Source organism: Sporosarcina sp. P29, assembly GCF_002743265.1.
GTDB lineage: Bacteria > Bacillota > Bacilli > Bacillales_A > Planococcaceae > Sporosarcina.
Genome location: NZ_PDYX01000001.1, coordinates 248,774 through 264,089, shown reverse-complemented (window position 1 = coordinate 264,089; position 15,316 = coordinate 248,774). Strand labels below are relative to the sequence as shown.

General features: G+C 40.6%; 17 protein-coding genes. 12 read left to right on the top strand and 5 right to left on the bottom strand.

Features of this window, described 5'->3' with window-relative positions:
* The first annotated feature begins 56 nt into the window (after positions 1–56).
* A complete protein-coding gene (locus CSV68_RS01215; protein WP_099632720.1) occupies positions 57–278 on the top strand; it encodes a small, acid-soluble spore protein tlp in 222 nt (73 codons plus the stop codon).
* A gap of 162 nt (positions 279–440) precedes the next feature.
* Positions 441–767 carry a monothiol bacilliredoxin BrxC family protein gene (locus CSV68_RS01210; protein WP_099661284.1) on the top strand — a complete coding sequence of 109 codons (327 nt, stop codon included), beginning with the start codon at positions 441–443 and terminating at the stop codon, positions 765–767.
* A gap of 28 nt (positions 768–795) precedes the next feature.
* Here the strand turns inward: CSV68_RS01210 and CSV68_RS01205 are convergent, their stop codons facing one another.
* Positions 796–1,188, bottom strand: coding sequence for a hypothetical protein (locus CSV68_RS01205; RefSeq protein ID WP_099661283.1), 393 nt, complete (start codon positions 1,186–1,188; stop codon positions 796–798).
* A gap of 143 nt (positions 1,189–1,331) precedes the next feature.
* On the opposite strand from CSV68_RS01205, the gene CSV68_RS01200 reads away from it, so the two are divergent.
* The 6 genes from CSV68_RS01200 (at position 1,332) to CSV68_RS01175 (ending at position 7,394) form a co-directional block, all read left to right on the top strand.
* Positions 1,332–1,940, top strand: coding sequence for a class I SAM-dependent methyltransferase (locus CSV68_RS01200; RefSeq protein WP_099632723.1), 609 nt, complete (start codon positions 1,332–1,334; stop codon positions 1,938–1,940).
* A gap of 42 nt (positions 1,941–1,982) precedes the next feature.
* Positions 1,983–2,363, top strand: a complete 381-nt coding sequence (locus CSV68_RS01195; protein WP_158233475.1) for a DUF3887 domain-containing protein — start codon at positions 1,983–1,985, stop codon at positions 2,361–2,363.
* Between the two features lie 174 nt (positions 2,364–2,537).
* Complete coding sequence (locus tag CSV68_RS01190; protein ID WP_099661281.1) at positions 2,538–3,419, top strand: 3-hydroxyacyl-CoA dehydrogenase family protein; 882 nt, start codon at positions 2,538–2,540, stop codon at positions 3,417–3,419.
* 81 nt (positions 3,420–3,500) lie between these two features.
* Positions 3,501–5,174, top strand: a complete 1,674-nt coding sequence (locus CSV68_RS01185; RefSeq protein ID WP_099661280.1) for an AMP-binding protein — start codon at positions 3,501–3,503, stop codon at positions 5,172–5,174.
* Complete coding sequence (locus CSV68_RS01180; RefSeq protein ID WP_233190360.1) at positions 5,164–6,729, top strand: acyl-CoA carboxylase subunit beta; 1,566 nt, start codon at positions 5,164–5,166, stop codon at positions 6,727–6,729. The genes CSV68_RS01185 and CSV68_RS01180 overlap by 11 nt, the downstream gene beginning before the upstream one ends.
* Positions 6,730–7,031: 302 nt before the next feature.
* Positions 7,032–7,394, top strand: a complete 363-nt coding sequence (locus CSV68_RS01175; RefSeq protein ID WP_233192831.1) for a rhodanese-like domain-containing protein — start codon at positions 7,032–7,034, stop codon at positions 7,392–7,394.
* Between the two features lie 47 nt (positions 7,395–7,441).
* On the opposite strand, the gene CSV68_RS01170 is transcribed toward CSV68_RS01175, so the two are convergent.
* Positions 7,442–7,957: a cupin domain-containing protein gene (locus CSV68_RS01170; protein ID WP_099632727.1), complete on the bottom strand. Its 516-nt coding sequence runs from the start codon at positions 7,955–7,957 to the stop codon at positions 7,442–7,444.
* 156 nt (positions 7,958–8,113) lie between these two features.
* On the opposite strand from CSV68_RS01170, the gene CSV68_RS01165 reads away from it, so the two are divergent.
* A complete protein-coding gene (locus CSV68_RS01165; RefSeq protein WP_099661278.1) occupies positions 8,114–9,460 on the top strand; it encodes a dihydrolipoyl dehydrogenase family protein in 1,347 nt (448 codons plus the stop codon).
* A gap of 183 nt (positions 9,461–9,643) precedes the next feature.
* Positions 9,644–10,474, top strand: coding sequence for a bifunctional hydroxymethylpyrimidine kinase/phosphomethylpyrimidine kinase (thiD, locus tag CSV68_RS01160; protein WP_099661277.1), 831 nt, complete (start codon positions 9,644–9,646; stop codon positions 10,472–10,474).
* Between the two features lie 278 nt (positions 10,475–10,752).
* Here thiD and CSV68_RS01155 read toward each other — a convergent pair whose 3' ends face one another.
* Positions 10,753–11,379 carry a nitroreductase family protein gene (locus CSV68_RS01155; protein ID WP_099661276.1) on the bottom strand — a complete coding sequence of 209 codons (627 nt, stop codon included), beginning with the start codon at positions 11,377–11,379 and terminating at the stop codon, positions 10,753–10,755.
* 135 nt (positions 11,380–11,514) lie between these two features.
* On the opposite strand from CSV68_RS01155, the gene CSV68_RS01150 reads away from it, so the two are divergent.
* A complete protein-coding gene (locus CSV68_RS01150; RefSeq protein WP_083032469.1) occupies positions 11,515–11,874 on the top strand; it encodes a winged helix-turn-helix transcriptional regulator in 360 nt (119 codons plus the stop codon).
* Positions 11,871–12,896, top strand: coding sequence for an LLM class flavin-dependent oxidoreductase (locus CSV68_RS01145; RefSeq protein WP_099661275.1), 1,026 nt, complete (start codon positions 11,871–11,873; stop codon positions 12,894–12,896). The genes CSV68_RS01150 and CSV68_RS01145 overlap by 4 nt, the downstream gene beginning before the upstream one ends.
* 54 nt (positions 12,897–12,950) lie before the next feature.
* On the opposite strand, the gene pepF is transcribed toward CSV68_RS01145, so the two are convergent.
* Positions 12,951–14,762, bottom strand: coding sequence for an oligoendopeptidase F (gene pepF / locus CSV68_RS01140; protein WP_199174994.1), 1,812 nt, complete (start codon positions 14,760–14,762; stop codon positions 12,951–12,953).
* A gap of 80 nt (positions 14,763–14,842) precedes the next feature.
* A complete protein-coding gene (locus tag CSV68_RS01135) occupies positions 14,843–15,295 on the bottom strand; it encodes a hypothetical protein (protein ID WP_099632732.1) in 453 nt (150 codons plus the stop codon).
* Between the last annotated feature and the right edge of the window lie 21 nt (positions 15,296–15,316).

Here is a 15,316-nt window from a genome sequence, read left to right as displayed (position 1 = left end):
ACTAGATACGGGAAAGCTATCATATAGAACGAAAACTTCAAAAAGGAGTGTATATGATGACGAAGAACTACCCGAAACCGAATGATTCTGCTGACAACAAAGTCCGATTGAATAAGACGATTAGTAATATGGAAGCAGCAGAAGATGCGATGAAGTTTGCAGAGGGCAAAGAGTTCGAACGGATTAAAAAGAAAAATGAACGCAGAGCAGAAAGTATTGAGGACTTAGAAGAAGAAATTAGTGAAGAAGATAAGTCACGGATCAATGGTTATTTATAAATAATTTGTTACTACAATAGGTAGACCCTCACTTTTAAAAGTGAGGGTCTCTGCCGTTTGTCGAGATATAAATAAGCAAAAAAGAGGAATCAGTTCAGTACGCTCTATAGAATAGAAGAATCTACACTATTTAAGGTTTTGTCTATAAGGAGAGAATATAAAATGAAAAGAATTAAAAAGGTTGAAGAGTGGCGGGAACTACTTGAAAAGTCAGATGAGCAACCCTTTCTGTTGTTTAAATCTAGCATGACTTCTGTTAGTAGTTTAGCAGCTAAAAAAGAATTGGATGGACTTCGAACGGAATTGCCTATTTACATCATCATCACACAAGTAAGTAAAAAACTTTCAGCGGCCATTGAAACAGATTTAGGTGTTCCACACGAAGTTCCGCAATTATTGATTTTAAAAGATAAACGTGCGATCTGGCAAGCTACCCATTATCAAATCAAAGAACAGATTTTATTGGATGCAATAAAAGAATACGTCTAAGATGTGTAAGGATTTTGAAGTGTCGTTTTCAAGACATCCGGAAAGGTGCATGGACATTTTTAAATACATTGACGATGAATAGTAGAATGGAAATAGCTAATGCGCTACCGCCAGCCCAGATACAAAGTTGAATCCAAACCATAGGCAATCCTAGTGCTGGTTGTATGATGAACATGCCTATTAATAATACAGGCAATCCAATGTTATAGAGCCAAAAATGTACTTTTCCAAGTATACTGTTACCTGCTTGGGGATAGATCGTATATATTATTCCGATCATAGCCGTTGTAAGCCAACCAACCACATTAATATGTGCATGTGTGGCTACCCACTGAAGTTGAATAGTAGCATGCATATATAGTCCAAAGCCTACACCGATTAAGAAATAAATCACTGCTGCTTTAATCCACATTGCGCCCATCAATAATCAGCTCCTTTTCGTATATAGTACGTTTGCTTTCTATCAATTATGTACGGACTAATCTACATAATAAAACGTGTAGACAACTAGAATGGTAACAACTATTCATAGAAAATAATCAAGTGATAAAAGGAGTTATTATAATGGTAAGTGTATTTCCAAAAATATATGACATGGCCATGAAGCCTTTAGAAGCAACGCGATTTAAAAAAGTTCGAACGGAATTAATTCGTCATGCACAAGGGAATGTACTGGAGATTGGTTCAGGTACCGGTATTAATTTTCCGTATTATCAGCAAGCAAAACATGTAACAGCAATCGAACCGAATCCAGAGATGAGTCGCAGAGCTACTAGAAGAGGACGAAACGCGCATGTTCCCATTACTTTATATGAGGCAAATGCAGAATCATTACCATTTGCTGATCATACATTTGACACGGTCATCTCGACGTTAGTATTTTGTACAATACCCAATCCACTACTTGCATTAAAAGAAATCCAACGCGTTAGTAAACCGGGTGCTACCATTTTATTTTTTGAACATGTCAAAATGAAGCAACCTACTCTTGCAAAAGCACAAGATCTAGTAAATCCATTATGGGAGAAAGTATGCGATGGCTGTCAATTAAACCGAGATACACTATCCATGATTGTGGATTCAGGTATATACATAGAACAGCTGGAATCACTTTATGGCGGCTTGTTTTTATCCATTAGATGTATAAATGATTACAAGGAACTTACGAAGTGATTTGTACGTACAAGCCTTAATTAAATGGAAAGGAGTGAGGGAATGAAAAAAATCATTGTATTCGCTCTAGCGACGGTTTTTCTACTTGCCGCATGTGGAAATAATAAGGTCGATGATTCTGCTGCCAAAGAGTATATTAAGAAATCAAAAGAAACAATCTCGTTATTTAATGAAGAAAAGTTTGATGAAATGCGATCAATGTTTGATGCGACGATGAAAGATGCGTTATCTGTAGAACAACTACAAGAAGTGTCGGATATTGTAAAAGAATCTGGTGAATTCGTCAGCTTTGAAAAAGAGTCAGTCGCTAAAAAAGAGCAATACTTTGTTGCGACCATTGCTACGAAATACAAAGAAGACAATAGAGTGTACACTATAACATTGGATGAACAACAACAAGTTGCAGGGTTCTTCGTGAAATAATGAAAGCTATTGAAACCCTAACGGAAGTCATGTACTTCTTGTTAGGGTTTTTGTGTTATGTAAAAGCCACTGAACTTAAATCTTTATTTACACTTGCTAAAGAAATGAAAACTAGTTATTATAGTATTCAGAACATACCAACCAGTTAGTATAATGATAAAGAGGAGGAAAGATATGAATTCAAACGATGTGAAACGGATTACAGTAATTGGTGCCGGGCAGATGGGGCACCAGATTGCCATGCTATGTGCGCTAGGTGGTTACCAAACCACTTTGCAGGATATTAATCAGGAAGCTTTGCAACAGGCAAAGAATAACTTGGAGCGTCTGATGAGTGATTGGGTAAGAAAAGGGAAGATTAATGAGCCAGCTGTAGAGAAAGCTTTTTCATTGCTAACTTTTACAGATCAATTAGAAGAAGCGGCAAAAGATGCAGATCTTGTAATTGAGGCGATCGTCGAAGTCCTTGAAGCGAAGCAAGAGCTATTTAAAAAATTAGATGAAATTACACCACCTCATGCTATATTGGCGACGAACAGCTCAACTATTATGAATTCATTAATTGCCGAAGTGACGGACAGACCGGATAAAGTGTGTAATATGCATTTCTTCTTCCCGCCACTTGTAATGGATAGCCTTGAAGTAGTCATGAGTGAAAAAACTTCTGAAGAGACAAAAGATATCGCCATGGCAGTTTCAAAACAAATTGGGCGTACGGCAGTCCTACTGAGGAAAGAGATTTCTGGATTTGTTGCGAATCGTATACTTGGTGCAATTCATCGCGAAGCAACGTACTTATACGAAGAAGGAATTGCTGACTTCAAAGATATCGATCTCATTATAAGAAAGTCTCTTGGTCATAAACTCGGACCATTCCAATTAATCGATATGTCAGGAGCTGACGTCGTGTATTCGGCCATGCAACATCAATATCAGCAAAGTGGAGATGAAAGAGATAAGCCGCCTGCATGCATTAAAGAAAAAGTAGATAAAGGAGAACTAGGAAGGAAAACGAAAATAGGGTTTTATGATTACCGTGAAGTACCGGTGAAGTAAGATAAAAATGGTTTGGAATGTATTAGGCAACCACTCTATTTAATGAAGAGGCTATCTAGTAGATAGGAGAGGGGAATTACTATGCAAAAAACAGTGCGACCTTATTGGCCATCCACAGTACCGGAAACATTAACTTATCGTCTAGGTGAAATCCCTCTGCATGAATATGTAAAACACAATGCGCAAGCTCTATCAGAACAGACGGCATTCCAATTTTACGGCAATGCGATAAGTTGGAGAGAACTAGATGATCAAATTGATAGATTGGCACATTTCTTTATCGATAAGAACTTCAAAAAAGGAGACAGAATCGCACTGTATATGCAGAATTGCCCCCAATATATTATCGGACATTATGCGATTCAACGTATGGGTGGCATTGTAGTTCCACTGAATCCAATGTATCGAGAAGCAGAGTTGATCTATCTCATTCAGGAAGCAGATATTAAAGGCATAATTGCGGGACAGGAAATCTATAGCCGTATTGAAGAAATTGCGGATGAAGTTCCGGGGCTCCATTGTAAAATCACAACCAATTATATAGATTATTTACCATCGGAGCCTAGTCTTCCATTTCCACAAGAATATAATACAACGAAAACTTCATTTAAAGATACGTATGATTTTAGTGGAGTCATACAGGAAACCGAGCCACTTAAGGAATATCCTGCTATTGATTTGTGGGAAGACATTGCACTACTCGTGTTTACTTCCGGGACGACAGGGAGACCAAAAGGCGCCATGCTAACTCATGGAAATGCTTTATACAAAACAGCAGCTGCAGTTGCCGGCAATGAACTGAATCAACATGAAGTGTTGCTATCGATTGCACCGCTAAGCCATATTGCTGGCATGCTAATGGGCGTAAATATTCCTGTCTATAATGCTAGTGAAACGGTCTTGATGACAAGGTTCGATCCACAAGCGACAGTTCTAGCGATGGAAAAGTATAGAGTTACAGCGTGGTACAGTATAGCGATTATGAATGGTGCTCTTCTACAAATACCTGGTATTGAAAACCGTGATTTTTCTTCATTGAAAAAGAATATGTCTACTAGTTTCGGTGTTCAAGTCACAGCAGAACTAGCGCATAAATGGGCATCAGTTACAAAAGGATGTCCGATGTTTGAAGCTGCGTATGGGCTGAGTGAGACACATACAGGCGATACATTTATGCCGCAGGAGAATATTAAATTTGGAAGCTGTGGTATCGCTGTGAATGAAACGGAAATTAAAATCATTGATCCAGCGACTGGCGAGGAAATGCCAGCCTTGCAAGAGGGAGAAGTCCTCCTAAAAGGGCCAGGTGTGTTTAAAGGGTATCTGAACAGACCGGAAGCAACTGAGGAAACTTTACGGGATGGCTGGCTGCATACGGGTGACTTCGGGAAGTTGGATGACGAAGGGTATTTATATTATTTAGGACGCATTAAAGAGCTCATTAAGTGTTCGGGATATAGTGTATTCCCCGATGATGTGGAAGCTTTGCTCAGTAGTCATCCTGCTGTTTCGCAGTCTGTTGCAGTAGGTGTGCCAGATCCCAAAAGAGGAGAGAGCGTCAAAGCGTTCATTGTATTGAAAAATGATTATAAAGGCAAAATCGAACCACAAGAAATAATAGACTGGGCGAAAAATAATATGGCGGCTTATAAATATCCTCGGGAAATTGAATTCATTGAGGAATTACCTACCACGAGCTCAGGGAAAATTCTGAGAAGGCTTTTGAAAGAGGGCGGTGGTCAACGTGACGCATAAACCAGCGGAAAATGAAGTGCATCTATCTGTTGAAGATTTAAAACGGAGAAAAGAGCAAGCGTTGCAAGGTGGAGGAGTAGATAAGCTAAAGAAACAGCGCCAATCAGGTCGCTATACTGCAAGGGAACGTATCGATCTGCTTGTCGATAAAGATTCGTTCATGGAACTCGGCTTGCTGAATTACTCAGATCAAATGGGGGTAGGAAGCGATAGTGCGGGTGACGGTTTAATTGGTGGTTTGGGGAAAGTAAATGGCAGACATGCAGTTATTCAAGCCGGTGACCAAACTGTTTTCGCAGGTACGGAAGGGACTGTCCATCTTCGGAAGTCAAAATCATTGATGGAATATGCAATTAAGCGTGGTCTGCCTATGTTCAACTTGAATGAAGGTGGCGGCCTCAGGATGCCTGATGGAATGGGTTCTGACGGAATTAGTACTAAACTATTCCCTCAAGAGCTTTTAACATTAAGTCGAGAAATCCCTATGATTACAGGGATTTTCGGAGACAGTTTTGGTGGGCCGACTTGGATTGCGGTATCGTCTGATTTTGTGACACAAGTAAAAGGTACATGTCTTGCAGTGGCGGGTCCGCGTATGCTAGAAATGGCTAGCGGTCAAAAGGTATCTAAAGAAGAGTTAGGCGGAACGGAAGTACATGTCAGACAGACTGGACAAGTAGATGCCACGGCAAACTCTACTGAAGAGTGCATAGAGCAAATGAAAAAGTTCTTTGCGTACATGCCGTCAAATAGCTCGGAATTACCACCACGCAAGCAGACAAATGACAGTCCTACCCGCCTGGCGAACAATGTACTGTCCATTCTTCCACCGTTAGCGAATCGAGTTTATGATATGAAACGTATTATCGAGGATCTTGTAGACGACGGCGAGTATATGGAGTATAAATCTGGCTACGGACAGGCACTGATTACGGTTCTGACACATATGGATGGGCGTGCGGTCGGAATCATTGCGAATCAGCCGAATAAATACGCGGGTGCGGGCGGTCCAGAAGAATGTGAAAAGGCAACCGATTTCATCTGTCTTTGTGACTCTTACCATATTCCGCTGATATTCCTTCATGATACACCAGGATTCAGAATCAGTACGCAAGCTGAAAAAGAGAAAATACCTACTAAGATTATGGTGTGGAATCAAGCATTAGCGCAATCAACGGTGCCTAAAATCTCCGTCATTATACGAAAGAGTATAGGGGCAGCTTATGGCAATATGTGTGGTCCGACGATGGGTGCAGATTTCGTCGTCGCCTGGCCAACTGCGGAAATCAATTTCACAGGACCGGAAGTCGGGATTAATGTTGTATATGGTAGGCAATTGGAAAAAGCAGAAGATCCGAAAGAGGAACGGAAGAAGTTACTGGAAAATTGGGCGTTTGATAGTTCACCTTATAAGGCTGCAGCAAGTCATTATATAGATGATGTAATCGATCCCCGGGAGACGCGTAAATTTATCTGTCAGTCATTGGATTTTGCGTGTGTGAAAAACGATGGCAGGAGCGAGCGGCGTTTAGCCAATTGGCCGACTGGATTTTAATAGAATTATTCAAACGACGACACATGTAGTATGGATGTGTCGTTTTTCATAGGTATTCTAATTCGGAAGTAGCTGTGAAAATTTCTCTTCAGTGCGTAGATTTCCCTCTTCATTCATTAGCACAATTGCCAAGTGACAGGTACATACAGTAATCCTTTATTGACATGCCAACTAAATGAAAATCGTGACTTTTTGATTTCAGCAGAGGTTAGTATATACTGAAATCAAATACGACAAGGATAGTCTGATTTGAAGTAGCGACACCCCCTTTTTTATTGACAGTAGGAACTGGAGGCTAAATGTTGAAGAAATTAGTATGGTTGATCGCAACTGTTTTAATACTGGCGGCTTGCGGTTCGACAGATAAAGCATTTGAAACAGTAAATTTAGAAGATATTGAAGCCTTACAAAAGGAAGGCGCCTTAGTGATGGATGTGCGCGAAGTAGATGAATACAATGAAGGTCATATTAGTAGTGCAATCAATATCCCGTTATCGCAACTACAAAATGGTGCAAGAACCGGTTTGGAGAAAGATCAGAAGTATGTAGTCGTTTGTCGTAGTGGAAGCCGTTCACAAACAGCAAGTGAGATTTTGCATGAAGAAGGATACGATGTGACCAATGTTTCAGAAGGTATGTCCACTTGGCAAGGTCCCGTAGAATAATGAAGGAAAAGGCGACGGGATGCTTACCGTCGCTTTTTGGTAAATGCTTATTCTGTCGGCGGACCTATTAATTGCGAAGGAGAAATATCTTTCACAGCGGTAGCCCATTGTTGTTCATTTACTCCATAAGAGTAAGCAAAAACGTCAGCTGGTGTAGCGGTTAGGATATCGGAACCTAAGACAACCTCTGGAGTATTTGCATTAAATATCCCTTGTAGATGTGTATCATCGCTATGTGCGATTTGGTAATGCCACCATCCTTGAGGAATATTAACGACTTGACCAGCTAGTATTTTATAATGTTGAAAGTTTTTTGTGTCAATATTCATAATAGAAATAGTAGCCGAGCCTGAAACGCAGTAGGTTAGCTCGGAGGCATTTGGATGATAGTGAGGTTCAATAATATGATCTTTACTTAGGAAGATATCCAACATCGACAAATGATCCAACGTGTTTAATTGTTTGCTACTCAAAATATTAATAAAGTTCTTATCATTTTTCTTGAAAAAGGGACTAGTATTCAAATCCGCTGCGTACTGAGGATTATTTGAAATCAAATTCATCCAACCTTTCCTGTGTGCTGTTATATAGTATGTACGTAGGGAAGTAACGTGATGTAAATTGTATAATTGTTTCCAAGTGTGATATAGGACAATAAAGGGTAATTGATTACAGAATGGATAAACAGAATGAGCAAGAAAAGTTGGAGGAGATAGAGTATGGTCAAAGAATATGATTTGCTTGTAATTGGAACAGGCAGTGCGGGTTCTATTACAGCGACGAAGTGTAAGAAAGAAGGCTGGAGCGTTGCAATTATCGATGATCGGCCATTCGGGGGCACATGCTCTCAGCGAGGTTGTGATCCGAAGAAAGTATTAGTAGAAAATGCTGAACTAATGGATTGGAATAAACGTATGCAAGGAAAAGGAATTGAAGAAGATAGCAAAATCAATTGGCCCGAATTAATGGAATTTAAACGAACGTTCGTTCAAACGATACCTGAAGATACGGAAGAAAAGTTTGGCAAATTAGGGATTGATATTTATCACGGCAAGGCGGTCTTCCAAAGTGAAACGGAATTGAAAGTCTGCTCAGATGTATTAAAAGGGAAACATATCTTAATTGCGACGGGTGCAGAACCTATGAAAATGAATATCGAAGGTGAAGAATATTTGACGCTGAGCGATGATTTCATGGAACTAGAAACACTACCTAAAAAGATTGTCTTTATAGGTGGTGGGTTTATTTCATTCGAATTTGCGCATCTTGCCGCGAGAGCAGGTTCAGAAGTGCATATTTTGCATAGAAGTGAAAGTGCTCTGAAGAAATTTGATCAAGATTTAGTGAAAATGTTGATTAAACGTTCTGAGGAAGTTGGCATTCATGTGCATTTGAACACACCGGTAAATGGAATTGAGAAATGCGGTAATTCATTTGTGGTCAAAGGTGAACAAGACGATCGCCAAGTGGAATGGAAAGCAGATCTTGTTGTACACGGGGCGGGTCGCACACCAGCATTAGATATTGATTTGGAAAAAGGAAATGTAAAGCGCGATAAGCAAGGTGTATCTGTCAATGAATACATGCAAAGCGTAAGTAATCCACATGTATATGCGGCTGGAGATGTCGCTTCAAATGATGCGCCTCCATTGACACCCGTCGCTACAATTGAGTCACATATAGTTGCTTCTAATCTTCTGAAAGGGAATCATAAAACGGCAGATTATCCAGTCGTTCCTTCTGTTGTATATACGGTTCCAAAGTTATCATCCGTCGGAATGAGCGAACAAGAGGCGAAAGACTCCGGTTTGAAAGTGTATGTGAAATCACAAAACATTACTGAGTGGTTCACATATAGACAGACAAATGAAGGGGCGGCCGCATTTAAAGTAATTATCGATCAAGAGAAGGACGTCGTACTCGGTGCACATTTCTTAGGAGGAGGGGCCGATGAACTGATCAATCTCTTTGCAATAGCTATTCGATTCCAAATACCTCTCGCGGAATTAAAGCGAATGCCATTCGCGTATCCAACGGCAGCTTCTGATATTTCCTATATGTTGTAAATAAATTAAACCGACTCTCTATCTTGCAAGTGGATAGGGAGTTTTTCGTTGATGGTAAATAGAAGAGGACCTAGTAAAGAACGATGAAATTGACTCTTTAAACCTCCTCACGTTATCCTGTACAATGATGCCTATATATAATAAGTAATCTGATGAATTACATCTAAGACAGGAGAAAAAGAGATGATGATCAAGCGAGCATTAACTATCGCTGGTTCCGCTGCACGTGGAGGAGCGGGAATCCAAGCTGATTTGAAAACATTCCAGGAATTTGATGTGTTTGGTACAACAGCGATCACGGCGATTGTTGCAAAAAATCCACGTACTGGACAAGGCATATTCCCACAATCTTGGGAAGCGATTGAAGCACAATTAGTGACGATAGAAGAAGATATTGGAATAGATGCTATGAAGACTGGCATGTTGTTTACAAAAGAAATTATTGTCAATGTAACGAATTGGATTCAGCAGTCTGACATTCAAAATATAGTAGTAGATCCCGTGATGATTGGAAAGATGGGCTCTGCATTATTAAAGGACGATGCAATGGAAGCGATGCAGAAACAATTGATTCCTCTTGCAACGGTTATTACGCCGAATATGCCCGAAGCTTCTTACTTATTGGGCGGTATGGAATTGGGATCTGTAGCTGATTTAAAAGAAGCTGCACGTCGTTTGTTTGAATTTGGACCGAAGTTCGTATTAGTGAAAGGTGGAAGACTGGAAGGACCCGCAGTGGATGTGCTGTATGACGGAGAACAGTTTTATCTACTCGAAGCTCCAAGAATTGACACGCTAAATACCAATGGTGCCGGTTGCAGTTACTCCGCTGCTATTACGGCAGGCTTGGCGAAGGGACAAACGGTGCAAGATGCCGTGATTAAAGCGAAGAAGTTCATCACAGCTGGAATTCGCCATTCGCTCACCTTCAAACAAGGCGTAGGACCAACCTATCACGCGGCATATGGTAAATATGACGAGATGAGTTGTAAAGTTACTATTGAGCAGGCTTGAATTTAAGAGCAAGCATAAATAAGAGGATGTTCTAGGAGTAGTAACACTTCTAGGACATCCTCTTTTGCATTGGTTAAGTTTAAGGATAAACGTTTTATACAGTGGATAGTGGGAGGTACTAGAATCACTTACTGGAGATAGTGTGTTAATTATTATTATCTTAGAACTAGGTTAGCTCAAGTTTTAATTCCTGTATAAAACTGATTACACTCCTAGATTCAATACACTACAGAAAGTGTCATCCAATCCCGAGCCCAACTGCCCGCCTAACCACTCGCTTACATATAAGTAGTAATCGAATCAATAGGTAAACGCGTAGAACCATAAGCAGGTGAAGCGGCTTTACCTAGCGCTATCAGCACTAGCGGCTCGTAGCGTGATTCGAGTTCAAACGACTCAGCAAACTGCTGCTTGTCAAACCCACCCATCGGAACAGTATCATACCCTCTTGCTTTAGCAATCAACATGAGTTGCATAGAAACCAAACCTGCATCAAACGTCGCGATATTCCGTCTCACTTCAAGTGGAGCATTCGGATAAGCCGCTTTTGCGTTTTGAATCTGGATTTGCACATGCTCTTCATCTATATTTCCTGCAGCCAAATTAGAAAGATAGATCTCATCAATGTTGTGATACATTTCTGTATCGCCAATCACAGCTATAATAGCGGATGAGGTTTCGATTTGTTCTTGATTGAATGAAAAACGATTGATCTTCTTCTTTAACTCTTGATCTTGTATGACAAGAAAACGCCAAGGCTGTAAGTTGCTTGAAGACGGAGCGGAAATCGCTTCCTCCAGCATAGATGTGATCTCTTCTTTATCGATAGTGTAGTTCGGATCAAACTTTCTAACAGATTTACGTGCATGCATAACTTCTAGTAATTCTTCGTAATTTTGTGACATATGGACAAACTCCCTTTGAAATATATTGATATTCACTTACTAATAGTAAGTTCTTTTTAAGATTACTATTAGTAAGCTTGTTTGTCAAACCTAGGTGTGATAAAGTTAAAGGAGTACAGGATTGGGGTTTTGCTAATGAAGAAAAATGAAGAGTTTGTTCAGTCAGTAAATCCTAAAGGTCAAAAAAGTTGCGATAGTTTCCACAACACGATCGAGTTTATCGGTAAGCGGTGGATGGGAATCATTATTTATCATTTATTAGACGGACCGAAGAGGTTCTTTGAATTATCGGCGGAGATCGATGGGATATCAGATCGTCTTCTAACGGAGAGGTTGCGTGATTTAGAAGCGCACGGCTTGGTCGTTAAAAACCAGTCCGATCCAAAGGTCAGAAAAGTCGAGTATGAGCTTACGCCAAAAGGTAAAGAGTTGGAAGATATTATTCAGGCCATTTTTGAATGGGTAAAGAAAAATGGTTGCTGTTATGAGGAGTGAATGAATTGATTAGAGAAAAGGCAAAACAATTTAACGGAATTCCGTTGTCGATATTAGACTTAGCAATGATCAATGAAGGAAGTCATGCGGGGCAATCATTTAAGAATAGTGTAGATCTTGCACAGCATGCAGAAGATTGGGGATTCAATCGTTATTGGTTAGCAGAGCATCATAATATGCCCGGTGTTGCGAGTTCTGCAACGTCTATCATTATTGGACATGTAGCGCAAGAGACGAAAGATATTCGAGTAGGTTCTGGCGGTGTGATGTTACCAAACCACGCGCCACTTGTTATTGCGGAACAGTTCGGTACACTCGATGCGATGTATCCAAATCGTATTGACTTGGGGCTAGGCCGTGCACCTGGTAGTGACCAGGCAACAGCGTATGCGCTTCGCCGTACATTACAAAGTGGTGGGGAAGATTTCCCACAACAGGTGGAAGAATTACGTAAGTACTTTGCGGGCAATCCAACTGATCGCGTTCGAGCATTTCCTGGAGCAGGGCAAAACGTTCCGATTTGGTTGCTTGGTTCAAGCGGCTTCAGTGCGCAATTATCAGCTGAACTAGGCTTGCCGTTTTCATTCGCCAGTCACTTTGCACCGCAGTTTATGATGCAGGCACTGCAAATTTATCATCAAAACTTCCGACCGTCTAAAGATCTCCAGAAGCCATATGCGATGATGGGGGTTAATTTAATTGCGGCGGATACGGATGAAAAAGCACAATACTTGGCTACATCGATGCAACAGCAGTTCTTAAATATCCGTCAAGGTAAGATGACGCAATTTAGTCCTCCAATTGAAGATATTAATGCGGTATGGTCACCATTTGAACAAGAAGCGGTTGCACAGCAAAGTCAAGCACCGTCTGTCATTATTGGTAGTCCAGAAACTGTGAAACGGAAGCTGGAAGAGTTCGTAGAAATGACGAAAGCGGATGAGCTGATTATCAGCTCAGGAATCTTCGATCATGAAGAACGACTTCGTTCATATGAAATCTTAAGTGAAATAATGAAGTAAAAGAAAAAACATCCGCCAAGCAGGAAAACCTGCTTGGCAGATGTTTTTTTGTTCTTACTGTGCTTCGATCTCTTTTGTCAGTTTCTCAATTTCATCGATTAACTCACCGATATATGAGATCGTATCGCGCAACGGTTTGTCCGTTGTGATATCGATCCCTGCCATCTTCGCAAGTTCAGCTGGTTTTTTTGAACCACCTGCACGTAAGGTATTGAGCCAGTCTTCAACAGCTGGTTCTCCATCTTTCAATACGCGTTTTGCCATCTCAGTAGAAATAGTCAATCCCGCACTATATGTGTACGGATACAAGCCCATATAATAGTGTGGTTGACGCATCCAAGTCAACTCAGCGCCATCATTCATCTTCACGCTATCGCCCCAGAATTCTTCGAGTACACCGCGCTTTAATTCGTTCAAGATTGTTGCATTGACATTACCGCCTGCATCCACTCGCTCGTATACTTTGCGCTGGAACGCAGCTTCAAGTAAATGCGTTACGAAGTTATGGTAGTATGTTCGTGCCACGATGGAAGACAGTACCCAGCGTTTGAATTTCGGATCATCCGAATTCTTCAATAAGTGATTGGCCATCAGCATTTCATTCATCGTAGAAGGCGCTTCAATAAAGTACAGTGATGATTCCGAATTAAACAGGTTTTGTGCTTCATTGGCATAGTGGAAGTGTCCTGCATGACCTAATTCATGAGCCAGTACAAAGACGTCTTCCATGCTGCCTGTCCAAGAAATTAAAATAAACGAGCCGTTGCCATAAGGACTTGCACAAAAAGCACCTGTGGATTTGCCTTCATTTTGAGCGAAATCAATCCAGCGTTCTGAATAGGCACGGTTCACCATGTCAAGATAGTCATTGCCCATCACAGCAAGAGCATTATTCATATATTTTTTCGATTCCTCCACTGTAATGGAAGGCTCATATAATGGATCGATTGGCATTTTTAAGTCCGCAAATGTCATTTCGTCGAGATTATATATTTTCTGAAGGAGTTTCGCGTACTTTCGCATATGTGGTGCAAGCTCTTCCATAATCACATCTATTTGGCGATTGTACATCGATCGATCCACATCTTGTTCCATCAATAAATAGTCTATAACAGAGTCATACCCACGTAAGTCAGAAGTCGTTTTCTCCATCTGTACATGCATGTCATAGGTTTTCGCTGTTGTGTGCTGATACGTACGCAAAGTATTGCTGAACGTTTCAAAAGCAGCACGTCTTACTGGTGTTTTTGGTTCAGACTCCCATTTCCCTTCGAATGAAACATAGCTCAGTGGATAGACTTTTCCATCAGCAGTGAAGTCGGGGAAATTGATGTCTGCCATTTTCGTCGTATTATACAATGAATAGGGTGCTTGGAAAGAAGAGGAGAATGCAGCTAGTGTCTTCTCTACTTCGGGATGTAATTGATGTGGCTTTTCCCGAATGATTTTATCGAATACCGTTGCATACTCCTCAGACTGTTTACTTGCTTGTTGCAAAGTCTCCTCGGAAAGCGCTGTTAATTCACTCATCACAAAGGAAGTTTGACTGGCGATTTTCGCAGCGATTGAACCAAATTTGCTCTCTCTCATTTGAGCTTCATCATTTGTTAGATCAACACTTGCTGCTAGCTCAGCATAACTAGAGATTTTGACGAGTTTCTCTTGTAAACTGCGATAGGCATCCAATGCTTGAATAGCAGAAGTTGAATCTATAATCGTACCTTTATAGTTTTTCTCAAAAGCAGTTGATTCCATTTCTGCATCTTTTACTGCTTTTTCGTAGTCCTGTTCATTTTCAAATAAAGTTTTTAAATTCCACGTTTCTTGTTCGTTTACTTGTGCACGTTTAGGTAAGCTTTTCACCAATATGAATCTCTCCTTCAAATCGATTATTCGGTTATCGAATTAATGAATAGTATAATACAATGAATGTTCAGAGTACAAAATTACGGTTTATTGGAAAGCATGAATTCCATTAGCCAATCGACTTGTAAGGGGCCATTAACAACCTCATAATACAGACGGTCATTGTGGATCAATACTCCTTCTTCGATCAATATCGTCATACGATTTCCTGTGTCATCATGTAGATCGATTGTGAAGTGCGGTTGATCATCAAATAATTCCAGTGAGTCTGGATCCACACGCTCATAATCATATGCTTGGAGAAATTGAAGTAAGCGATCAACTTCTTCCACTTGGTCAACTTTCCACGTAACGGCTCGCTGTTCATGCAGACCAGGTTGCCGGAAAGTGATGAATGAATAGGGGGATAAACCATTCAGTTGTTGTTCTTGCAATCGCTCAAAGGGATGGGAGGAAGCTTCGTCGATTGTCTGCATCATGACATAAAATCCTCCAGCCACTAGTAATGCCAATATAACGCCACGTATTTTCATACTATTTCCCTCCTTCCGCAA